Annotated in this window: 22 protein-coding genes; 9 read left to right on the forward strand and 13 right to left on the reverse strand. The window is 58.5% G+C overall.

Annotation, left to right across the window (positions count from 1 at the left end; translation table 11 throughout):
• Positions 1-292: 292 nt before the first annotated feature.
• The 3 genes from QP891_RS10975 to QP891_RS10985 form a co-directional block, all read right to left on the reverse strand.
• A complete protein-coding gene (locus tag QP891_RS10975) occupies positions 293-925 on the reverse strand; it encodes a hypothetical protein (protein WP_284771250.1) in 633 nt (210 codons plus the stop codon).
• A gap of 343 nt (positions 926-1,268) precedes the next feature.
• The gene (locus QP891_RS10980; RefSeq protein ID WP_284771251.1) at positions 1,269-2,072 is read right to left on the reverse strand and encodes an AAA family ATPase; all 804 of its coding nucleotides are present in this window, start codon (positions 2,070-2,072) and stop codon (positions 1,269-1,271) included.
• A complete protein-coding gene (locus tag QP891_RS10985; RefSeq protein ID WP_035108334.1) occupies positions 2,069-2,443 on the reverse strand; it encodes a GntR family transcriptional regulator in 375 nt (124 codons plus the stop codon). The genes QP891_RS10980 and QP891_RS10985 overlap by 4 nt, the downstream gene beginning before the upstream one ends.
• 208 nt (positions 2,444-2,651) lie before the next feature.
• Between QP891_RS10985 and QP891_RS10990 the strand changes: the two genes are divergently transcribed.
• On the forward strand, positions 2,652-3,827 hold the full coding sequence (locus tag QP891_RS10990) for an NYN domain-containing protein (protein ID WP_284771252.1): 1,176 nt from the start codon (positions 2,652-2,654) through the stop codon (positions 3,825-3,827).
• On the opposite strand, the gene QP891_RS10995 is transcribed toward QP891_RS10990, so the two are convergent.
• Both QP891_RS10995 and trxA read right to left on the reverse strand, forming a co-directional pair.
• Positions 3,824-4,561: a PspA/IM30 family protein gene (locus tag QP891_RS10995; protein ID WP_284771253.1), complete on the reverse strand. Its 738-nt coding sequence runs from the start codon at positions 4,559-4,561 to the stop codon at positions 3,824-3,826. The genes QP891_RS10990 and QP891_RS10995 overlap by 4 nt on opposite strands.
• Positions 4,562-4,652: 91 nt before the next feature.
• On the reverse strand, positions 4,653-5,024 hold the full coding sequence (trxA, locus tag QP891_RS11000; RefSeq protein ID WP_005275779.1) for a thioredoxin: 372 nt from the start codon (positions 5,022-5,024) through the stop codon (positions 4,653-4,655).
• Positions 5,025-5,143: 119 nt separating this feature from the next.
• On the opposite strand from trxA, the gene QP891_RS11005 reads away from it, so the two are divergent.
• From QP891_RS11005 to QP891_RS11020, 4 genes are read left to right on the forward strand one after another with little or no spacing between them, the layout of a single operon-like run.
• Positions 5,144-5,344: a heavy-metal-associated domain-containing protein gene (locus QP891_RS11005; RefSeq protein ID WP_005280400.1), complete on the forward strand. Its 201-nt coding sequence runs from the start codon at positions 5,144-5,146 to the stop codon at positions 5,342-5,344.
• A 9-nt stretch (positions 5,345-5,353) separates the two neighbouring features.
• Positions 5,354-7,549: a heavy metal translocating P-type ATPase gene (locus tag QP891_RS11010; RefSeq protein WP_284771254.1), complete on the forward strand. Its 2,196-nt coding sequence runs from the start codon at positions 5,354-5,356 to the stop codon at positions 7,547-7,549.
• A 3-nt stretch (positions 7,550-7,552) separates the two neighbouring features.
• Positions 7,553-8,854: an MFS transporter gene (locus QP891_RS11015; protein WP_284771255.1), complete on the forward strand. Its 1,302-nt coding sequence runs from the start codon at positions 7,553-7,555 to the stop codon at positions 8,852-8,854.
• 28 nt (positions 8,855-8,882) lie between these two features.
• Entirely contained in the window at positions 8,883-9,347 is a 465-nt protein-coding gene (locus tag QP891_RS11020; RefSeq protein WP_284771265.1) for a VanZ family protein, read from the forward strand.
• A gap of 5 nt (positions 9,348-9,352) precedes the next feature.
• Here QP891_RS11020 and dnaB read toward each other — a convergent pair whose 3' ends face one another.
• From dnaB to QP891_RS11060, 8 genes are all read right to left on the reverse strand, one after another.
• Entirely contained in the window at positions 9,353-10,786 is a 1,434-nt protein-coding gene (gene dnaB, locus QP891_RS11025) for a replicative DNA helicase (RefSeq protein WP_005275794.1), read from the reverse strand.
• Positions 10,787-11,248: 462 nt separating this feature from the next.
• A complete protein-coding gene (rplI, locus tag QP891_RS11030) occupies positions 11,249-11,701 on the reverse strand; it encodes a 50S ribosomal protein L9 (RefSeq protein ID WP_005275797.1) in 453 nt (150 codons plus the stop codon).
• A gap of 48 nt (positions 11,702-11,749) precedes the next feature.
• Entirely contained in the window at positions 11,750-12,304 is a 555-nt protein-coding gene (locus QP891_RS11035; protein ID WP_284771256.1) for a single-stranded DNA-binding protein, read from the reverse strand.
• A gap of 49 nt (positions 12,305-12,353) precedes the next feature.
• Complete coding sequence (gene rpsF, locus QP891_RS11040; protein ID WP_023016353.1) at positions 12,354-12,644, reverse strand: 30S ribosomal protein S6; 291 nt, start codon at positions 12,642-12,644, stop codon at positions 12,354-12,356.
• Positions 12,645-12,766: 122 nt separating this feature from the next.
• Positions 12,767-12,955, reverse strand: coding sequence for a hypothetical protein (locus QP891_RS11045; protein WP_284771257.1), 189 nt, complete (start codon positions 12,953-12,955; stop codon positions 12,767-12,769).
• Entirely contained in the window at positions 12,952-14,343 is a 1,392-nt protein-coding gene (locus QP891_RS11050; RefSeq protein WP_284771258.1) for a glycosyltransferase family 87 protein, read from the reverse strand. The genes QP891_RS11045 and QP891_RS11050 overlap by 4 nt, the downstream gene beginning before the upstream one ends.
• Before the next feature lie 16 nt (positions 14,344-14,359).
• Entirely contained in the window at positions 14,360-16,615 is a 2,256-nt protein-coding gene (locus QP891_RS11055) for a transglycosylase domain-containing protein (protein ID WP_284817071.1), read from the reverse strand.
• 75 nt (positions 16,616-16,690) lie between these two features.
• A complete protein-coding gene (locus tag QP891_RS11060) occupies positions 16,691-17,065 on the reverse strand; it encodes a DUF5318 family protein (RefSeq protein WP_284771260.1) in 375 nt (124 codons plus the stop codon).
• A gap of 116 nt (positions 17,066-17,181) precedes the next feature.
• Here QP891_RS11060 and QP891_RS11065 point away from each other — a divergent pair, with 116 nt between their 5' ends.
• The 4 genes from QP891_RS11065 (at position 17,182) to QP891_RS11080 (ending at position 20,366) form a co-directional block, all read left to right on the forward strand.
• The gene (locus QP891_RS11065; protein ID WP_284771261.1) at positions 17,182-18,270 is read left to right on the forward strand and encodes an inositol-3-phosphate synthase; all 1,089 of its coding nucleotides are present in this window, start codon (positions 17,182-17,184) and stop codon (positions 18,268-18,270) included.
• A gap of 54 nt (positions 18,271-18,324) precedes the next feature.
• The gene (locus QP891_RS11070) at positions 18,325-18,819 is read left to right on the forward strand and encodes a MarR family winged helix-turn-helix transcriptional regulator (RefSeq protein ID WP_284771262.1); all 495 of its coding nucleotides are present in this window, start codon (positions 18,325-18,327) and stop codon (positions 18,817-18,819) included.
• Positions 18,820-18,913: 94 nt separating this feature from the next.
• The gene (locus tag QP891_RS11075) at positions 18,914-19,885 is read left to right on the forward strand and encodes a universal stress protein (RefSeq protein WP_284771263.1); all 972 of its coding nucleotides are present in this window, start codon (positions 18,914-18,916) and stop codon (positions 19,883-19,885) included.
• Between the two features lie 10 nt (positions 19,886-19,895).
• Positions 19,896-20,366: a hypothetical protein gene (locus tag QP891_RS11080; RefSeq protein ID WP_284771264.1), complete on the forward strand. Its 471-nt coding sequence runs from the start codon at positions 19,896-19,898 to the stop codon at positions 20,364-20,366.
• Positions 20,367-20,476 lie beyond the last annotated feature (110 nt).

Below are 20,476 nucleotides of genomic sequence, written 5' to 3' on the forward strand. Positions count from 1 at the left end.
GGCCAACAGACCAATCAACACACAACCATGCACACAAAAATAAAAAATAAGTACATTGGCACACTATTGAGTTCTCAGACATCGTCACCACACAACAGCTACATGCTCTAAAGCATGGAACTCGTTGCGAGTAAAAAGTTATTTTTTGTCAGGGCCTGTTTTCCTATCGCCGCTTCAGCCAGAAACAAATTCTTGTCTCTGTGGGGCGCTGTCGGTCGCGCTGACTCGTATTAAGTTACACACCGCTTTAAACTTTTACAAACTCGCTGGTCACTCCTGGTTTCGAACGCATTTATCTCATGCCAAGCCAGCCCGCAAAGCCTTTCCTCCACAGGCTGCTTATGCGGCGTGCATATATCGGCAGAGTTACGGCCCATACGGCGTAGATGCCAAGGCTTATAAACATCCCCACCGCGGCCGAGATATAGCCTTGGGCGAAAAGCCATAACAGTGCTGCGATACCGAGGAGGTACGCGACTAAAACTCCAAGGGTCCTCTTCTCTAGGAACTCGAGGTACATAAGTCCCGGGACGGTGACGCCCGCGATGGCGGTCATGCCGGCGGCGACCTCGATTGTGTTCCCCCAGAAGGAAAGGGCTAACCCTACGGCGGCGCAACCAAGGATGAGGATGAGCCCCGTCATTGCGGTCATGGAAGCCCAGCGCCGACGCGTGCCGCCGAGGGTGACATAATCCCTGAGCGTATCCCGCAATATGCCCATGGGCTGGCTGATGAAAACGGCGGAGAGTGACCAAGCAATGAAAGCGATGAATTCCATCGGTTCCCACAGCGTGCTCATTAGCGAAAGCACAACGTTGATGGCTAAGAATACGACGACCATCAGCCACATGCGGACCTGGCGGCGGTATACAGCCTGCGCGTCGAGCGTCGGCGGGAAACGCCCAAGCTTGGATGCAATTCCCAAAGGGGTCGTGAGTACCCCGTCCTGGTTGGGGTTGGTTTCCGCCACAGCGCCCATGCCAATGCCGCCGCATAAACAGCCAACGCCCACCAGCTCTGCCGTGCAGCCGCTCCTGCCATGGCCACAACAGCAAAAACCGAGACGATAATCCGGCGGTGTTCATTCCATATCTGTGAGCTCAGGCCAAGTACTTGGTACTTATCAAAACTGGGTTGATACGTCAGGATGGGCACAAGGGGCAAGAGCAAGGTGACAGTTCCCCACTTTTCGCCAAAAAGTACAGGATAAAGCGCAATGAAGAATAGGACTGTTACCCAGACCCATTCCGTTGTGTGCCATAAGAGTTTCATGACTGCTCCTCCAATGCTCGGACAGCCTTTTCAAGTGATACCTCTGCTACCCGGAGATGATGTTCGTTGGCATAGCGGAAGACGGGATCGGGCGAGGTAGTGCGGGCATCGACAAGCACTTGGTCTCCCAGGCTGGTTGAAGCGCGCTCCAATACCGGCAGGTCAAGGGCGGAAACGGCCGCGGAGATGGCCTCCTCGGGCCCGCTGATTTCCAGGAAGGAATCAACAAATTCATCCACTGGACCGCTGATAGGGCTCTCCCCCATGAGGGAAATAGTGTCCAACAACCCCTCTATTTCATTGAGGTGATGGGTGGATACCACGATGGTGCGACCGTGCTCTTCCCGGAGGACCTGGTAAAAGAGTTCGCGCCGTGGCAGGTCGAGACCCAGATAAGGCTCGTCCAAAAGCATTATTTCGCAGCCAGAGGCAACGGCGAAAACAAATCCCAATGCCGATTTCTGTCCACGCGAGAGCGCGGAATACGCCTTATTTGGGATGTCGAAGCCGGCGATGAGGTCGTCATATTGCTCCGCATTCCAGTTGGGCCATCGCGCCTGGCCGACGGCGCCGAGCTTCTTGCTACCCCACGAATCCGGCAGCGGATTGTCGATGCCCATGAGGATTACCCGGTTGAGTACGGATTGGTTATCAAAGGGCTGGCGGTCGAAGACCGTGATGCGACCGGATTGAATTTGGCCGGCAATTTTTCGCAATAAGGTGGTCTTGCCAATTCCGTTGCGGCCCACCAAGCCATGGGTAAGACCTGCGGAAAAGGTGAAATCGCGGGTAGTAATCATGAGTACATTCCTCTGCTTTCTGCAACCCGATCGAAAAGGTCATGGAGCTGGGCGCGGTTGTAGCCCAAGCGAACTGCTTCATCGACAAGCGGGGCCATATATTCCGCGGCAAAGTCGCCTCGCCTGCGCTCGCGGATGGCACGCGATGCACCCTCGGCCACAAACATGCCGATGCCCCGCCGCTTTTCCAGCACCCCTAGGTCCACCAAGAGGGTGATCCCCTTCCGCGCGGTTGCGGGGTTGATGTTGTGGAAATCCGCCAACTCATTGGTGGAAGGTGCCTTATCGCCCTCCGCCAGAGTGCCGTCCACAATGGTGTCTTCCACCAAGGACGCAATCTGCCGAAAGAGCGGCTGCGTGGAGTTATCCATCATCACCTTTGGCTCGTTAGTTACTTAGTTAGTTGTGTAACTAACCATATAACACACTTGCCGACGCCGCAATGGTCACCGAAAACTTTTCATTTGCGGCCAATATGCTGGGAATTAGCGAATTGTGATCGACGTTTCGGGGTGAATAAGGCACACTGGAGGTAACAAAGAATTTTATTTAGAACAATTAGAACGGAACTTAGGAGCCATGCTTGAACGCACACTTGTCTTTGTCGATGCCTCATACCTGCTCGCGAGCTTTTATAACTCCTGGGAAACGGGGGCCCGCGCGCAGCTAGAAATCGATCTGCCCGAGGTGGTCAGCACCATGGGCGGAATGATCGAGGAGCAATTAGGCAACCCGATTCAACGCCAATACTGGTACGACGGAATCCCGGATACCGGTCCGCACCGCTACCAACGCGCCCTTCGCACCTGCGAGGGCGTGCAATTGCGCACGGGACAACTCATTGAATGGGGCGAGCGACGCACCCAAAAGGGCGTAGACACCCGGCTCGTGGCCGATATGGTCATGGCCGCCGTGAAGAACCAGTTCACCGACTTTGTGCTGGTCAGCGGCGACGCGGACATGATTCCCGGCGCGCAGACCGCCGTGGACAATGGCATCCGCGTGCACCTGTACGGGTTTGGCTGGGATTCCATGTCCGCAGCGCTGCGCCATACGTGCGATTCCACCACCATCTTGGATCCGCGCGAGGACTTCGCGGATTCCATGGAGCTGCAGGTCCTCGAGGGACCGCTTCCCCCAGTGGTCCGCGATGCAGCGCAGAAGGCAGAGGAAGCAGAAGAGGAGCTTCCAGGAGCCGAGCACTGCGACGAGTGCGAGGAGCCCTCCGAGGTGGAAACCGCATTCGGCACCCCGGAAAAGCCGACGCCGGCGCCTGCCCCAAAGCCTGCGCCGCCTCAAAGCGCACAGCAGGCCGCAACCCCAACCCCACAAGAGCAAGACAAGCCCACTGCAGAAGCGGAGAAGGGCCCTGCCGAAGAGGCCGAGGCTACCGATCAAGCAGCACCAAAGCCTGCGCCGAAGCCGTCAATGATGGCACCGCGGCGCAAGCTGCGCTCGAAGTACGTCCCGCTGCCAGAAGAGGTCTGGAGCTCTGCCGGGTTCCAGTCCCCATTCGATGTGGGCCAGCAGTACGCATCGTGGTGGTTTGATAATGCCGCCAACTCAGAGCAGCGCGACCAAGCCCACTTACTGTCTGGCGGCGGATTACCGCCGGAAATCGACCGCCCGCTGCTGCAGTTCGCCTGCGAAACCCTGCATGAATACACCCTGACGGAAACCCAGCGCGTGAACTTGCGCGATGGGTTCCACTCAGGAATCCGCGGCGTGCTAATTAATATCCGCCGCGAGAATTAATCCCCGGATTCGATTTCCTTCTTCTTGGCCATATCGGCGCGCAGCGCATCTAGCCGCGCGCTGGCCTTCATGTCGTTGCCGGCCGCTTGAATCTCACTCATGCGGTCGCCACCGGTTGCCTGCTGCAACTCTTGTGCACCAAGCGCATCGGCATAGCGCTTTTCAATCTTGGAGCGGACGGAATCCAGGCTCGGCACGGAATCATCGGGCTTGAGCTCGTTCATGGAATCGAGTGCTTCCGCATTCTTTTCCTGCATTGCGGCCTGATCCGCCTGCGCTTCCAACTGGCTCACCTGTGCCAGCTGCTCCTTGAGTCGGGCCTCGGATTGTTTTTGCTGGTTCTTGGCTTGTTCAGCCGCCTGCTCCGCCGCCGCGTGCTGCTGCTTGACGTCTTCTAGTTCCTGCTCCACCGCGACGAGCTGGGAAGCCACTACCTCAGCGGCTTGGTTGTACTCATTCGCCTTCTGGGGGTCCTCAGCGGAATCCGCGAGCTCCAAGGCGCGCTCGGTTTGGGATTGGTAATCCTGCTGGGACTTCACCAGGCGGTTCATCTGCATTTCCAACTGAGACTTGTGCCCGATGATCTCTGCCGCATGATCCGAGATTTCCTGGTGCTGTTCCTTGGCGGCCTTGACCGCCTGCTGGATTTGGACCTTTGGATCGGCGTTCTCATCAATCTTTTGATCGAGAGAACTCATCACGTACTTCCAGCCCTTGCTGAAGGGGTTAGCCATCACTATCTCCTTTGGTCATAAAAAAGACGCTTTCTAGCGAGTTTAGCGATACTCACCAGAAAGCGCCGTGGAAGCTCTGAAAATTCAGATTCTATGCCTGCTGTGCGTTCTGCTCTTCAACCTGGCGGCGAACCTCAGCCATGTCCAGGTCTTTGACCTGCTTGAGCAGATCCTCCAGCGCTGCGGGCGGCAGTGCGCCAGCCTCGCGGAATACGAGGATGCCATCACGGAAGATCATCAGGGTAGGAATGGACTGAATCTGCAGCGCGGATGCAAGGCCCTGGTTTGCCTCGGTGTCCAGCTTGGCAAAGGTAGCATCGGTGTGCTCCTCGGATGCCTTCTCGTAGACAGGAGCAAAGCGCTTACATGGGCCGCACCAGTCCGCCCAGGCATCGACAAGCGTAATGCCTTCGCCGGTTACGGTCTGTTCAAAGTTCTCTTCAGTGACGTCGATAGTAGCCATACTCGTTGTAACTCCTTTACATTGTGGTTTATTCCCCACCGTACCTAAATTCCTCCCTTGCCTGATACCCCTAGGGGGTATAGCATGGAAGCATAAGCAACCGAGAAAGGATGATAGTCATGGCAACGAAGAACTACACCGTAGAAGGAATGAGCTGCGGACACTGCGAAATGTCCATCCGCGAAGAGGTAGGCGAAATCGCCGGTGTTGAGGCAGTTTCTGCAGACCACACCACCGGCGCAGTGTCTGTCTCCGGTAGCGATTTCACCGATGAGCAAGTGGCAGCCGCCGTAGCCGAAGCCGGATACACCCTTAAGTAGGCGAATACTATGTCACACGTTGATCTCGGGGTCTCGGGCATGACCTGCACGTCCTGCTCTTCCCGGGTAGAACGAAAGCTCAACAAGGTAGACGGCGTTGAGGCGAGCGTAAACTTTGCCACCGAATCCGCCTCTATTGAGTTCGATCCGGAGACTTCTACGCCCGCGGATCTGATCAAGGTCGTCGAAGGCGCCGGATACAGCGCTTTCGATATGTCCGGCAGCGATGACGGCGACCAGGACGGGGACGCAGACGCAGAGGGCACGCCGGTTGATGATGCCCGCGCTGCCGAACAACAGAGCCTGCTGCGGCGCACCATCATCTCCGCGGTATTGTCCGCCCCCATCATGGTTGTCTCCATGGTGCCCGCCCTTCAGTTCCAGAACTGGCAGTGGGCCTGCGCCATGCTGGCCACCGTCGTCTTCATCTTTGGTGGCGCCCCCTTCCACTCCGCTACGTGGACCAACCTGAAGCACGGCTCGTTCACCATGGATACCTTAATTTCTATGGGCACTTCGGCCGCATACCTGTGGTCCCTGTACGCGCTATTCTTTGGCAACGCCGGCGAGCCCGGCATGACCATGAGCATGTCGTGGTCCTCCAGCTCGGCCGAGATGGACCATATCTACTTTGAGTCTGTGGGAATGGTCATTACCTTCCTGCTCCTCGGCCGCTGGTTCGAGGTCAAGGCCAAGGGACAATCGTCCGAGGCGCTGCGCACCCTGCTGTCCATGGGTGCGAAGGAAGCCTCCGTGCTGCGGGATGGCAAGGAAAAGCGCATCCCCATCTCCCAATTGCAGGTGGGCGATGTCTTCGTTGTGCGCCCGGGCGAAAAGGTTGCCACCGATGGTGAGGTCGTCTCCGGCAATTCCGCCGTGGATGCCTCCATGATCACCGGTGAATCCGTCCCGGAAGAGGTGGGCGTGGGCGATACCGTTACCGGCGCCACCATTAACGCTTCCGGCAAGTTGGAGGTCAAGGCCACCCAGGTGGGCGAGGACACGGTCCTTTCCCAAATGGCCACCTTGGTCACCAACGCGCAAGCCTCCAAGGCACCCGTGCAGCGCCTGGTGGACCGCATCGCGCAGGTCTTTGTACCGATAGTGATCGGCATTTCCGTCCTCACGCTGCTGGTACACCTCATCTTTGGCGGCGTGGCGCCGGCGTTTATCGCCGCCGTCTCCGTGCTGATCATCGCCTGCCCTTGCGCGCTGGGCCTTGCCACCCCGACCGCCATCTTGGTCGGCACCGGCCGCGGTGCCCAGCTGGGCTTGCTCATCAAGGGCCCGGAGATCCTCGAGTCCACCAAGCAGGTCGATACCATCGTGATGGATAAGACCGGCACGGTGACCGCCGGTGAAATGTCCGTTACGGCCGTGCATGGCGATGTCCTCGAGTACGCAGCCGCCGTCGAGCGGAACTCCGAACACCCCATCGCCCAGGCCATTGCGCGCGAGCGCGACGTGGAGCCCGGCACCGACTTTTCCACCAGCACCGCTGGCGTGGAAGCAACGGTGGATGGGGTCCGCGTGGGCGTCGGCAAGCCGCGTGGGGACCTAGGCCAGTACGCTGAGGCCTTCCGCAAGGCAGAGGGCGCGGGCGCTACCCCAGTGGCGGTGTACCTCGACGATGAGCTCGCTGGGCTCATTGAGGTCCGGGACACCGTCAAGCCCACCTCCGCTGAGGCCGTAGAGCAGATGAAGCAGCTGGGCCTAACCCCGCACCTGCTGACCGGCGATAATGAGGGCGCGGCCAAGCGCGTGGCAGAGGAAGTTGGCATCACCGAGGTCACAGCCGGCGTGGTTCCGGAGGAAAAGGTCGACGTCATCAAGAAGCTCCAGTCCGAGGGGCACAATGTGGCGATGGTTGGTGACGGCGTCAACGATGCCGCGGCCTTGGCCCAGGCGGACCTTGGCTTGGCGATGGGCGCCGGTACCGACGTTGCCATCGAGGCCTCCGATATCACGTTGATGAATGGGGACCTGCGGTCCGCAGCCGATGCCATTCGCCTATCCCGCCGCACGCTGCAAATCATTAAGGGCAACCTGTTCTGGGCCTTTGCCTATAATATTATTCTCATCCCCGTGGCGGCCTTTGGCCTGCTGAACCCGCTATTTGCCGGCATTGCAATGGCGTTGAGCTCCGTATTCGTCGTCTCCAATTCCCTGCGTCTCCGGAAATTTTCCACCCAGCGCTATGATTAGCGCATGCTCAGCCGCAATGAACGATTAGACCGGCTTCCGGTCACCAGCAAACACAAGCGCCTACTCTTGGGCTCCGGCCTAGGGTGGGCGCTCGATGCTATGGATGTCGGGCTCATTTCCTTCATCATGGCCGCCCTGGCCGTGCATTGGGATTTGAGTAGCACCCAAACCTCCTGGCTCGCCTCTGTTGGCTTCCTCGGCATGGCTCTGGGCGCGACATTCGGCGGGCTCCTTGCGGATAAATACGGCCGCCGCCACGTCTTCTCCCTCACCCTCTTGGTCTATGGCCTGGCCACCGGCGCTTCCGCCCTGGCCGGTGGGCTGACCATGCTTATCATCTTCCGCTTCATCGTCGGGCTGGGCTTGGGCGCGGAGCTGCCGGTCGCCTCCACACTCATCTCCGAATTCTCACCGCGCCGCATCCGCGGGCGCATGGTAGTCCTCCTCGAGGCCTTCTGGGCGCTCGGCTGGATCCTCGCCGCGCTCATCGGCACCTTCATCGTGGGCGCCGGCGAAAACGGCTGGCGCTGGGGCTTTGCCGTGGGTCTCATCCCCGCCGCTTATTCGGTCTACGTGCGCCTAGGCTTGCCGGAATCGGTGCGCTTCCTCGAATCCAAGGGCCGCCACGGCGAGGCCGAAGAGGTTGTGGCGTCCTTCGAGGAGGCCGCCGCGGGCCAGCCGCTTGACGATGTCCACCCAGAACCCACTGCCTCCACCGAGACCTCCATTTGGGGTCGGGGTTTGCGCCGCCGCACGGCGGCCCTGTGGACCATTTGGTTTTGCGTCAATTTCTCCTATTACGGCGCCTTCATCTGGATCCCGTCCCTGCTGGTTGCCGATGGGTTCTCGCTCGTAAAATCTTTCAGCTTCACCCTCATCATTACCTTGGCACAGCTACCGGGCTACGCCACCGCCGCCTGGCTCATTGAGGTCTGGGGCCGGCGAGTCACCCTCGCCGTGTTCTTGGTCGGCTCCGCCGTCTCGGCCGGGCTCTATGGCACCGCAAGCTCCGAAGTATTCATCATCATCGCCGGGTGCCTGTTGTCCTTCTTCAACCTCGGCGCCTGGGGTGCTCTTTATGCGATTGGTCCGGAGCTCTACCCCACCGCGCTGCGCGGTCGTGGTACAGGTGCCGCCGCCGGTTTTGGTCGCATCGCCTCCATCGTCGCACCGCTCGTTGTGCCGCCACTCATCGCGGCGACCGGCGCTGGATTCCTTTTCGTGCTCTTTGCGGCTGCCTTCGCCATCGCCGCCACAGCTGCATTTACTTTGCCTGAGCTTAAGGGTGAGGCCCTTGCTCGATAAATTAGCCCTTAGCGCGTGGATTGGCGTCATGGTGGCGCTGACCACCCTGAAAGCTTTCTTCCAGATTGGTTACCTGTGGAAGCCCGAAAACCAGCGCGTCCGCGAGCTCCATTTAGTTCCCCTCGATGAATTTTCCGGCAATAGTTGGTTTGCGCCGCTTTTCGAATACGCCGGCAATACCGCCTTCTTCATCCCCTTCGGGCTTTTGATATTCACGCTGTGCCGTTCCGTGAAGGTATCGGCTGCCTGGGGATTCGCGCTGAGTTTAACCCTGGAGACGGCCCAATATGTTTTTGCCCTAGGCCGCACAGATATCGATGATCTGCTCTTTAATACCCTCAGCGCGCTCATCGGTGCAGCGATCGCTCACTGGGGCGGGCAACGCTTCTTCCCGGTATGGCGGTGGCTTTCCTTGGTCGCGGCCGCGGTCTTTATCGTGCTGGTAATTCTGGGTCCCCGCTTAGGGGACCCCGCGGCCGTCGTGGACCTATAAGTCCTTTATCCGTGCGCCATGTTGACGAACTTGGAGTAGTGCAGCTGGTGGGCCACCTGAACCGTGTCAATGGGCCCGCCGCGGTGCTTGGCCAAAATAATATCCGCTTCTCCGGCTCGCTCGTTATCGCGGTCTTGCGAGTCTGGGCGGTATAGCAGCATCACCATATCGGCGTCCTGCTCCAAGGAACCGGACTCACGCAAGTCAGCCAATTGCGGCTTCTTGTCATTACGGGCTTCAGGTCCACGGTTCAGCTGCGAAATGGCAATCACCGGCACCTCAAGTTCCTTGGCCAATAGCTTGAGCTGGCGCGAGAACTCCGAGACCTCTTGCTGGCGCGACTCCACCTTTTTACCCGAAGACATCAGCTGGAGATAGTCCAAAACAATGAGGTCGAGGCCATGCTGCTGCTTGAGCCGGCGGGCTTTCGAACGGATCTCCATCATCGTGAGGTTCGGGGAATCATCAATGAATAGCGGCGCATCTTGAATGCGGTTAAGCGTGTCATCGATCTTCGCCCAATCCTCCGTGGAGACGCCACCACTGCGCATATCGGTGAGCTTGACCTCAGATTCCGCGGAGAGCAGGCGCATCACGATCTCCGAGGCTGACATTTCCAAGGAAAAAATGACGGAGGACTTGCCGTGCTGCAGAGAGCACGAGCGAATGAAATCCATCGCTAGCGTGGACTTACCCACACCGGGTCGCGCCGCCACGATGATCATCTGGCCTGCGTGCAAGCCATTGGTGAGCTTATCCAAGTCAATGAAGCCTGTGGGCACGCCCAATTCAACGCCGCCCGCCTGCTGTAGCGCCGCCAACTCATCAATGGTGGGATCAATCAGATCACCCAGCACGCGGTAGTCCTCAGCGGTCTTGCGCTGGGCGATGGCAAATACTTCCTGCTGGGCTCGGTCGATCACCGATTCGATCTCGGCATCCTCTGTGCCAGAAAATCCCAGTTGGACCACGCGCGTACCGGCATCCACAAGCCGGCGCAGGACGGCCTTTTCCGCCACGATTTCCGCGTAATAGCGGGCATTGGCCGCGGTGGGAACGGTAGCCAAAAGGGTGTGTAAGTAGGGCGCACCACCAACGCGTTCGAGGTTATTAAACCTATCCAGCCGCGAGGAAAGGATAAGGGGGTCGATGTCTTGCCCCGCCGCGTAGAGGTCCAGCATGGCACCATAAATTAAGGCGTGGGCCGGATAATAGAAGTCATCGGGTTCGAGCTCTTCAATTACCTCCATGACCGTATTGGGGCTGAGCAGCATAGCGCCCAATACGCCCTGCTCTGCTTCCCGGTCCGACGGCGGCTGGCGATACTCCTCGTAGCGCTGCGGTTGATCCTGTTGGTACCGCGGCCGGCGCGCTACGGCATTATCCGGCGCCGGTGGTTCCGGCGGAAGCTGTTCATCATCGAAGCTCGCGTTGGTCATGTGTCCCCCTTGGTGTCCGTAAAGAGACCGTGCGTAACGCTGTCCAAGTGTAGACGAGCTCCCGGACACTACCTGCCTGGGCATAACTCCCACAGTTATCCACAGGTGCTTGTGGAATTACCTGGTAGGCCGATCGTTGCATTTCATTTGCCGAGGTCACGACTGTGGATAACTTGGCATCACTGTGACCTGCAACGATAATAACCGCTGGTCAGGGCGATTATTTCGAAGTGTGAAAATTCCCACACAGTGGCGGAAAATAGGCCGTGACCAGCGGTAAAGTCGTGCAAAAATCTTGGTGAGCCCGTACCCTGAATTCCACATTCATCCACAGATTTTCACAGTTATCCACAGGCCAGTTGGGTAGGCAAAAGGCCCCAGGAATTCTCCACCTCACATAGAGAATTCTTGGGGCCTTAAGCCGTGCTGTTGTCTTTGGGTCTGTGGACCGTCGAGCGCTGCTTAAGCAGCGACGACCGAGAAGTTCACCTTGCCGAGCACGTCAGCGTGCAGCTTCAGCTCGACCTGGTAGTTGCCGGTCTTCTTGACCAGGCCCTTGGGCATATCAACGATACGCTTATCCAAGTTAGGGCCACCGGCCTTGGAGACGGCCTTGACAATGTCTTCTGCGTTAACGGAACCGAAGAGCTTGCCGGAAGTGGAGGTCTTAACCTTGACCTCAACGTTCGTCAGCTGCTCAAGCTGGTTGCGGACCTCGCGTGCGTGGTCCAGGTCGCGAATTTCGCGAGCTTCCTGGGCGCGCTTGATGCCCTCAATCTGCTTCTCAGCGCCGCGGGAAGCCACGATGGCCAAGCCGCGGGGAAGCAGGTAGTTACGTCCGTAGCCGTCCTTAACCTCAACAATTTCGCCAGCGGCGCCGAGGTTCTCAACGGCAGCGGTGAGGATCAGCTTCATGATCCCTGCCTTTCAATTGAGTTAGTTGAATAGTTGCGGGTGACAGACTTAGAACGGAGGTTCAGAATCAGCGCCTCCGAAGCCGCCTGCTGGCGGTGCGGAGTTCCACGGATCCTCTGCAGGAGCCTGGTTCTGCTGCTGCGACTGCTGCTGTTGCTGGCCTCCAAAGCCGCCCTGATTATTGTTATTCGAGCGCTGCTGCTGGCCGCCGCCGCCAAAGTTGCCGCCGCCCTCACGGGGATTGCGGTTTACCTGTGCGGTGGCGTAGCGGAGCGACGGACCGACCTCATCGACGTCGATCTCAAATACAGTGCGGTTTTCACCCTCGCGGGTCTGGAAGGAACGCTGCTTCAAGCGGCCGGTAACGATGATGCGCATGCCCTTGCTCAGGGTCTCGGCGACGTTCTCCGCCGCCTGGCGCCATACGTTGCAGGTCAGGAACATAGCTTCGCCGTCTTCCCACTGGTTCGTCTGCGAATTATAGCGACGAGGCGTGGAGGCGACGCGGAAGTTAGCTACCGCCGCACCCGCTGGGGTGAAGCGAAGCTCGGGGTCAGCAACTATGTTGCCCACCACCGTAATATTGGTATCTCCCTGTGCCATGTCTTTACTCCTTATCGGTTACGTGGATTGTGCTTGATCCCAGTATCCGCTACTTGCTGTCGGTGCGCAGAACCTTGGTACGCAGGATGGTGTCGTTCAGGTTCAGGCGACGGTCGAGCTCGGAAACCGAAGGGTGCTCGCACTCCAGGTTAACGACGGCGTAAATGCCCTCTTCCTTCTTCTCGATAGGGTATGCAAGGCGACGCTTGCCCCATACATCGAGGTTCTCAACCTTGCCGCCGTCCTTGCGGACGATGTCGAGGTACTTATCTAGGGACGGGGTTACGGTGCGCTCATCCTGATTAGGATCCAGAATGATCATGACTTCGTAGTGACGCACGGACCTCATCACCTCCTATGGTCTAGTCGTTTTCGGCTGCATCACCTTTGCGGATGCAGCAGGAGGGTGCGTTGCGTCAAGCAACCCCACCACAATACCGCAAATGACCGGCGAAAAGAAATCTATCCCGTCGTAGTGGAGGCAAAAAAGATAGCACACGTCGCGGGAATGATGGTGAGAAAAACAATGGCAAGGATGCCCAAGATGATGGGCCCGCGCTTATCTTCCCTGTTATGAAACAGCCAAAAGGCCGCCATAACGCAGATAAAGCCCAACAAGATCGACACCATGCCGATTATGGTCACAATCATTGAAATACTCCCGCCACTGGGTCGCGGCCCGTATGCGCCGCACGCACTTTATCTTCCGTTTTATTCCACATTTGCCGCAGCACAATAACCGCCATGGCAATGATGAATCCATCGCGCACAAGGATCGCCACGTCCAAGAGCTCGTGTGGAATACCCTTATTATCGATGCCCAGCATGTGCCACATGAGCAGGGGCCATACGAGGGCATCGGCAAGCGCCCAGCCCAAAACCAACCGCCAACGCGGCACGGCCAAGGCCGCTGGAACTAGGAGCCAGAGCGAATACTGCGGGGACCAAACCTTATTGACCAGCAGGAAGGCCGCGACGATGAGGAAGACCAACTCCGCTACCCGCGGGGTAAGCGGGCTGCGCCAGCCGGCCAAGGCAATACCGGCGCACAAGAAGATGAATGCCACGAGCGAGAAAGTATTCAAAAAGTCCTGGCTGAAAGAAATGTCCAGATTCCGGCTAATCAGCGCATACAGGGTGGTCCATTCCGCGCCGCGTTCCTGGTTCAGGCGGAAAAATTCCGCCCAGGCGTCCGGGTATTTCAAGGCAACGGGAAGGTTGACCACGAACCAAGCGGCAGCCGTAGCGACGGCGACCTTGGCAAAAGCGTCCCAGCGGCGACTGCGCCAGGCAAGGACGAAAAACGCACCGAGCAGAAATATCGGCCATAATTTGAATGCGGTTCCAAGGCCGATGAGGATGCCGGCGAGCCAAGGGCGGTGGCGGCTAATGGCCAGTAGCGCGCCGACGGCAAAGGCGATGGCAGGTATATCCCAATTGCTAAAGGCATGGATGATAATCAACGGGCTGGCGGCTACCAGGATGGTGTCCCACGTGCGGTTTCCCACCAAGAGGTAAACCATGTAGATGACGCCGACCCAGGTGCAGGCCATGACCATGGCGGTGAGCCCAAAGTACCAGCCAGCGGCGGGCACCCCAGCCCATTCCACGAGCCCATAAGTATGGCGCGCAATCCAGCCCATCAGGCCCTGGAACATCCCCGCCAATACCGGGTATTCCATGTAGCGGGTCAGGCCATCTTCCTGCCAGGAAAAGGCGTAGGGAAAGCCCGGTTGATCTAATCCGCGGCCTTCATAAAGCGGGACGATGTCGTTATAGCAAAAAGAGGTGTACTGGCGGTTAGCGGACCAATCAAGATTGATGGTGCCGTCTTCGCCGCGAGTACCAGCGGCGCAATTTGCCTTGGATAAGAACCCACCGGCCAAGAAAATCCAGGCTACCGCGATGAGCGCGCGCAGCGGGGTCCACCACTGCGCGCGGCTATCCCGGGCAAAGCGTCCCCTCGGCCCGCCCAAGAACTCTATGACGCCTCGCGCCATTGGTTCGTCTGCGGCGGACAAGCGCTGGTCTTGGCTCACGCGTACCGCTCCTTGCTTAGCCTAAGAGGTCAGCCAGGCCGCCTTCGCGGTCAAGGATGTCATCTAAAGACGGAGCTTCGGGTGGGGCTGGCTCGTTATTGCCGCCGCCATTTCCCCTATTGCCGCCGTTTCCATTATTGCCTCCCTGGTTCTCCGGCTGCTGCGACGGGGCATCGCGACCCGCATCCGGGCTTTCCGCAGGTGCTGGGCTGGTCTCTTCTTCAGGGGTGCCATTTTGCGCTGGACCAGTGTAGTTCTGGGTGCTTTGCCCGCCGGCGCTACCACCTGGGTTGTAGGCCGGACCGTCGCCGGCAGAAACCGTGCCGAAGCGCACCGGGTAAGCAGTGGGGAATTGCTGGAATTCCTGGTCCGCCAAGGAGTTATCCAATACGGACTTCCAGATCTTCGTCGGTGCGCCAGCGCCGTACATGATGCCGCCATACTGGTCGAAAATGGCAGAGGTGTTATCGGCCGTACCTACCCACACGGCGGTGGCAAGCTGCGGGGTGGCACCGACCATCCATGCATCCTTATTGGTTCCCGAATCACCGAGCTGGGTCGTACCGGTCTTAGATGCCGAAGCACGTCCGCCCGCCAGCGAGCCGTTGGACCATGCTGCCACTGGCCCCATGGCCTCAAGGACGTTATTGGCCACATTGGCGGAAACGCGGCGCTCGCCCTCACCGTCAGGGTGTTCATACAGAACTTCCCCTGCGGCATTTTCTACGCGCTGCACAAAGTGCGGGTTGTGCCAGACACCCTGGTTCGCAAGAGTAGACATCGCGGTTGCCATGTCCAACGGACGGGACTGGTACTGGCCCAAGACCACACCTTCGAAAGGCTGCTTGCCGTTTTCAGTCAGCGTCTTTTCGATGCCCGGCAGCGAGCGGGCAACGCCCAAAGCGTGGGCCATATCCGCGGTGTCCTGGGTGCCGTTCTTCAGATCGCTCTGCAGGCGCAAATAAGAGGTGTTCAGGGACTGCTTGGTGGCCTCGCGCAGGTCGCATACGCCACAGCCGCCGCCCACGTTGGTGACCAGATCGGAGCCCGGCAGCTGGTACGGCGCCGAGGAGTAGTTGGTATCCAAGCTAATGCCCTGCTGCAGTGCAGCGGCAAGCGCCATAATTTTGAAGGTCGAACCGGTCTGCAACGGGGAGTTGGCGTAATCCCAACCGTTGGAATCATGCCCGCCAAAGTATCCGCGCACCGCACCCGTCTTCGGGTCAATGGTTACAGAAGCTGCGCGGGCATCCTCTTGTAGCGGCGCCAGCTGGTCATCGACTGCCTGCACCGTATTGTTTTGCACGTTCATATCGATGGTGGTGGTAATGCGCAGGCCGCCGGTAGAGACCTGATTTTCCGTAATTCCCACCTCTTCAAGCTCGCGGATGACCTGATCCTTAATGTGGCCATTGGCACCCGGGGCTTCCGTATATGCCGAATACTCAGAGGGGTCGCGGGTCTCCGGGAAGACCATTCCATCGCGCTCTTCCTTGCTGAGATCGCCCATGTCCACGAGGCCATCAAGCACGTAGTTCCACCGGTTTTCGGAACCTTCCTGGTTCACGCGCGGGTCCAGGCCAGACGGCGACTGGATAAGGCCGGCGAGCATGGCGCCTTCCTCAGGGGTGAGGTCCTTGGCGTCCTTATCAAAATAGGCATTAGATGCAGCCTGGATGCCGTAGGCATTGCGGCCAAAGTAGACCGTATTCAGGTAGGCGTTGAGGATGTCTTCTTTTTCCCACTCATTGGTCATCTTGATGGAGTAGATGAGCTCGCGCGCTTTACGAACGTAGGAGTATTCGTTGCCCACCAGGGTGTTTTTCACGTACTGCTGGGTAATCGTGGAACCACCGCCGGCGGTGTCATTGCCGGTGACCTTACCCAGTACCGCGCGGCCCAAACCGGTGAAGGAAAAGCCGGAGTTTTCCCAGAAGTCGCGGTCCTCAGCGGCGAGCACGGAGTCCTGGACAAAGACGGGTACTTCATCCAAGGTCACGTGCGTGCGGTTGCCTTCCGGCGGTACCAAACGCGCCAGCTGGGTATCGTTATCGGAGGCATAGATGGTAGAGACCTGGTTATTGGCCAGCTCTTTGGGCTCCGGAACGGTGTATTGCGAATAGGCATAGCCAAAAAGGCCTGCAGGCAGTGCCACAAAAACCACTAGGAGAGCCACAACGACCCACGGCCAAATGCGGCGCTTTTTGGGTTCTTCGCCTTCTTTACGGCGGTCCACCTTAGTGGACTCGCCAGTAGATTCCTTCTCGGTCACTGATTCGTGTCCTCATTCATCCCTGGTAACAAACTAAATAATTGCAGCTTACTGCCTAAGGCGGTGCGTCGAAAACTAACACGCGTTAAAAGCCGTTGCAGAACGCAACAAATGATTCCACCGGCAGTGTCTGCAGACCTCCACCTCATGCACGGTAAATTCCAGGCCTTCACCAACAAATTCCGCTATTTCTTGCTCGCTGCGGGCGCTCCCGGCGCGCCGGCCTAGGCTCTCGCCGTACACCCACCGGGTCAGGCGCAGGTTCTCCCCGCAGACCGGGCAGGGTTTATCCATGGTGCGGCCGTGGTGCTCGGCGGCGGCCCGGAGGAGGAAGTCCGCATCGCACACCTCATCGCGCCCCAAGTGCCCGGCGCGGTATTCGCGGACGTGTTGGGTGCGCTCCCATTCGTGAGAAACCTCGTGCTTAAAGGCAACGGAATTCACCCGCATTATCTTAATTTCCTCTTCTTGATCGATCCATATGCCGTCGTGCTACCACCAGGCATAATTTCTGGCCTAACGTTGCGCAGGCACCACACAGCAACGAATTTATAAAGGAGCATAGTGTGTCTGACAAAGTAAAGGTCGCCATCGTCGGCGTCGGCAACTGCGCCACGTCCCTTATTCAGGGCGTGGAGTTTTATCGCAACGCCGCAGCAGAGGAAAATATTCCTGGCCTGATGCACACGCAGTTCGGTCCCTACCACGTCGGCGATATTGAGTTCGTCGCGGCCTTCGACGTCGATGGAGACAAGGTGGGCAAGGATCTTGCGGAGGCTACCCGCAGCTCCCGCAACTGCACCATCACCATCGCAGACGTCCCAGACCTCGGGGTCACCGTTAAGCGTGGCCCCACCATGGATGGCCTGGGCCGTTACTACCAGGAATCCATTACGGAATCGGATGAAGCTCCTGCCGATGCCGCAGCTGCCCTCCGCGAAGCGGGTGCCGAGGTTGTTGTTTCTTACCTGCCGGTTGGTTCCGAAGAGGCGGATAAGTTCTACGCTCAGGCCGCTATCGATGCCGGTTGCGCATTCGTCAACGCCCTGCCGGTCTTCATTGCTTCTGACCCAGAGTGGGCCAAGAAGTTTGAGGACGCCGGTCTGCCCATCGTGGGCGATGACATCAAGTCCCAGGTTGGCGCAACCATCACCCACCGCGTTATGGCGAAGCTTTTTGAAGACCGCGGCGTACGCCTGGACCGCACGATGCAGCTCAACGTGGGCGGCAACATGGACTTCAAGAACATGCTGGAGCGCGAGCGCCTTGAGTCTAAGAAGATTTCCAAGACCCAGTCCGTGACCTCCAACGTGCACAACTCCCCTATCGCTGGCAAGCGCGCAGACCGCAACGTCCACATCGGCCCGTCGGACTACGTGGAGTGGCTGGATGACCGCAAGTGGGCTTATGTCCGCTTGGAGGGTTCCGCATTCGGCGAGGTTCCGCTGAACCTGGAGTACAAACTCGAGGTCTGGGACTCCCCTAACTCCGCCGGCATTATTATCGATGCCGTCCGCGCCGCCAAGATCGCCTTGGACCGCAAGGTTGCCGGTCCAGTACTTTCCGCTTCCTCCTACCTGATGAAGTCCCCTCCAGTACAGAAGGCCGACGATGTCGCGCGCAACGAGCTGGAAGATTTTATTAAGGGAAGCTAATTTTTTCGTCGCGATACTACCGCTAGGCGGTAGTGCACGATAGAATTTAGTTCTATGACGCAACATCATGATGAGACGGCCCCAACGAAGTCCCCGTCCGAATACGAGGACGCGGTAGAGGTAGCGCGGGATATCCAACCGGCGCTCAATAAGTTAATTCTTATTTTCCAGCGCACCGCAGAGGGTTCATCGTTGACTACCTCGCAGGTCTCCATCATGAACCAGTTGCGCTTGCGCGGGCCTTCCCGCGTATCCACTATCGCCCAGGCGGAGCTCATCCGCATGCCCACTGCGTCCAACGCGCTCTACCAACTAGAGCGCCGCGGATTCGTGGAACGCCACCGCGATGAGGAAGATCGCCGCGGGGTGCTGGTTGCGCTCACCCAGCTGGGCGAGTCCGAATTGGCCATAGTTTCCGGCCAACGCGCCGCCGCCCTTGCGGAGATTATGCGGTGGCTCGAGCCCGAGGACTTGGCCACCGCCCGCGAGATGGGTGCGGTCATTTCCAAGCTTGCGGATGTCTACCGCCCCACCATGGATAGCGAATAGCAAGCTTGCGGCGGCGTGCAATTTTAGTTTTGCGGCCACAACAGACGATAATGAGCCTTAGTACTCATTAAACTTTCGCATACATATTCATTCTATGGGCAAAAAATCTAAACAACCGCTGCTGCCGACCCTGCATAAAGGCTCGGCCAAAGAGCCGTTGCGCATCCTCATTTCTTGGAGTCCTTCCTCTTCCGGTACGGAACCCCTCGACTTCGCCGCATGGTTATCGCGCACCGCGGTGATAGAGGTGCGCGTTATTTCCACGGTTTTCCAGCCCTGGACCACGACGTCTTTGTCCAAGCTGGGCGGGAAATACAAGAAGTGGTTCAAAGAGCAGAAGCAAGCATGCGTGACAGCCACCGCTGCGGCCCTGACGGAGGCAGGTATCCCGGAAAAGTACTGGGACGATACGCCCTCCGTGCTTGTCGATGGCCCCTCTCGCCCCCAGCTTCTTACTGAGATGGCCCAAGATTTTCAGGCCGATATTATCCTGTTAGGCCCTAACCAAGCCGCGCCCAAGGGCCGCTTTTTCCCCGGCTCAACTGCGGATACCCTCCTGCACTACTCGCCGCAATCCTTAGGGCTTATCCCCCGCAAGGCCAAGTTGTCGAAACACGGTGTGACCCGCTTTAATTTTGTCATTACAGAGCGCGGTGACCGTGCTGATAGGGAATTATTGGGCGCAGCCGCGCTGGCAGATCGCTGGGATCTGCCCCTGCGCATCTTGGCCTTCTCGGCGGATGACCTGTTGCATTCCCCGTCGAAGGATAAAAGCGATATTGCGCTCAAGCTCACCGCGGAGTGGCACGAGGATTCATTGGCCATGCTCGACCGGGCTCGCGACCACATCCAAGATTCCTTCCCCGAGCTCGAGGTCTCCTCCGAGATCGGCTCCGGGGCCGGGTGGTCCGGTGCGGTTGATTCGCTTAAGTGGAAAAAGGGCGATCTAATGTTGATGGCCTCTGCCCCACAAGGTCCCATCGCGCGGGTCTTTTTGGGTTCTACCGCAACCGAGTTACTCCCTCATATTCGCGTACCGGTACTCATTCACCCCGCGACCGACTAGGCTTTAAAGTATGAGCTCACGCCCAGAGCACCCCGAAAACGACCTGACGACCGACGCCGATTATGCCAACTTGCGCCGGCCTGAGCCGCAAAGCTTCGATGATTTGGCAGACGAGCCCGATCCCGTCGAGGTAGCCGCCGCCAACCGGCGCTCCACGCGGCAAGCCATCTGGTACATGGTGTCCGTGCTGGTCATCTCCGCGCTGTACGGCTTCGGCGTCGCGCTCTTTTCGCGCCTTAGCGGCGGCCCACTGTGCGACGATGGCACCGCAAGCTGGCTGTGTACCGAGGGCCAAAGAAACTTCTTTGCCATCTCCACCATGATCATCCCGCTGCTGGGCATGATCGGCTGCGCGATCATTATGGTGCGCAAGCTGCGCCGCTACCTGCGCTGGCGCAGCTGGATGGCGATCTTTTGGGTGGTGGCCTTCAACTTCATGATCTGGGCTATTAGCGATATTCAGCTGCTATTGGTGCGCTAACCCCGCACCTAGCTGTCCAAGCTAGCTGGCAAGTGTTATGTCCATGAGGTTTTTGGACTTGGAGTCCAGCTACTTTGTGGACTCGGAGTCTAGGGACTTTGTGGACGCGG

The organism is Corynebacterium sp. MSK310, from assembly GCF_030227355.1.
Lineage (GTDB): Bacteria > Actinomycetota > Actinomycetes > Mycobacteriales > Mycobacteriaceae > Corynebacterium > Corynebacterium rhinophilum.

What these genes read in the sequence shown, in the direction of transcription:
- QP891_RS10980 (WP_284771251.1), bottom strand. Translation starts at nt 2,072, where the DNA reads ATGATTACTACCCGCGATTTCACCTTTTCCGCAGGTCTTACCCATGGC.
- QP891_RS10985 (WP_035108334.1), bottom strand. Translation starts at nt 2,443, where the DNA reads ATGGATAACTCCACGCAGCCGCTCTTTCGGCAGATTGCGTCCTTGGTG.
- QP891_RS10990 (WP_284771252.1), top strand. Translation starts at nt 2,652, where the DNA reads ATGCTTGAACGCACACTTGTCTTTGTCGATGCCTCATACCTGCTCGCG.
- QP891_RS10995 (WP_284771253.1), bottom strand. Translation starts at nt 4,561, where the DNA reads ATGGCTAACCCCTTCAGCAAGGGCTGGAAGTACGTGATGAGTTCTCTC.
- trxA (WP_005275779.1), bottom strand. Translation starts at nt 5,024, where the DNA reads ATGGCTACTATCGACGTCACTGAAGAGAACTTTGAACAGACCGTAACC.
- QP891_RS11005 (WP_005280400.1), top strand. Translation starts at nt 5,144, where the DNA reads ATGGCAACGAAGAACTACACCGTAGAAGGAATGAGCTGCGGACACTGC.
- QP891_RS11010 (WP_284771254.1), top strand. Translation starts at nt 5,354, where the DNA reads ATGTCACACGTTGATCTCGGGGTCTCGGGCATGACCTGCACGTCCTGC.
- QP891_RS11015 (WP_284771255.1), top strand. Translation starts at nt 7,553, where the DNA reads ATGCTCAGCCGCAATGAACGATTAGACCGGCTTCCGGTCACCAGCAAA.
- QP891_RS11020 (WP_284771265.1), top strand. Translation starts at nt 8,883, where the DNA reads ATGGTGGCGCTGACCACCCTGAAAGCTTTCTTCCAGATTGGTTACCTG.
- dnaB (WP_005275794.1), bottom strand. Translation starts at nt 10,786, where the DNA reads ATGACCAACGCGAGCTTCGATGATGAACAGCTTCCGCCGGAACCACCG.
- rplI (WP_005275797.1), bottom strand. Translation starts at nt 11,701, where the DNA reads ATGAAGCTGATCCTCACCGCTGCCGTTGAGAACCTCGGCGCCGCTGGC.
- QP891_RS11035 (WP_284771256.1), bottom strand. Translation starts at nt 12,304, where the DNA reads ATGGCACAGGGAGATACCAATATTACGGTGGTGGGCAACATAGTTGCT.
- QP891_RS11045 (WP_284771257.1), bottom strand. Translation starts at nt 12,955, where the DNA reads ATGATTGTGACCATAATCGGCATGGTGTCGATCTTGTTGGGCTTTATC.
- QP891_RS11060 (WP_284771260.1), bottom strand. Translation starts at nt 17,065, where the DNA reads ATGCGGGTGAATTCCGTTGCCTTTAAGCACGAGGTTTCTCACGAATGG.
- QP891_RS11070 (WP_284771262.1), top strand. Translation starts at nt 18,325, where the DNA reads ATGACGCAACATCATGATGAGACGGCCCCAACGAAGTCCCCGTCCGAA.
- QP891_RS11075 (WP_284771263.1), top strand. Translation starts at nt 18,914, where the DNA reads ATGGGCAAAAAATCTAAACAACCGCTGCTGCCGACCCTGCATAAAGGC.
- QP891_RS11080 (WP_284771264.1), top strand. Translation starts at nt 19,896, where the DNA reads ATGAGCTCACGCCCAGAGCACCCCGAAAACGACCTGACGACCGACGCC.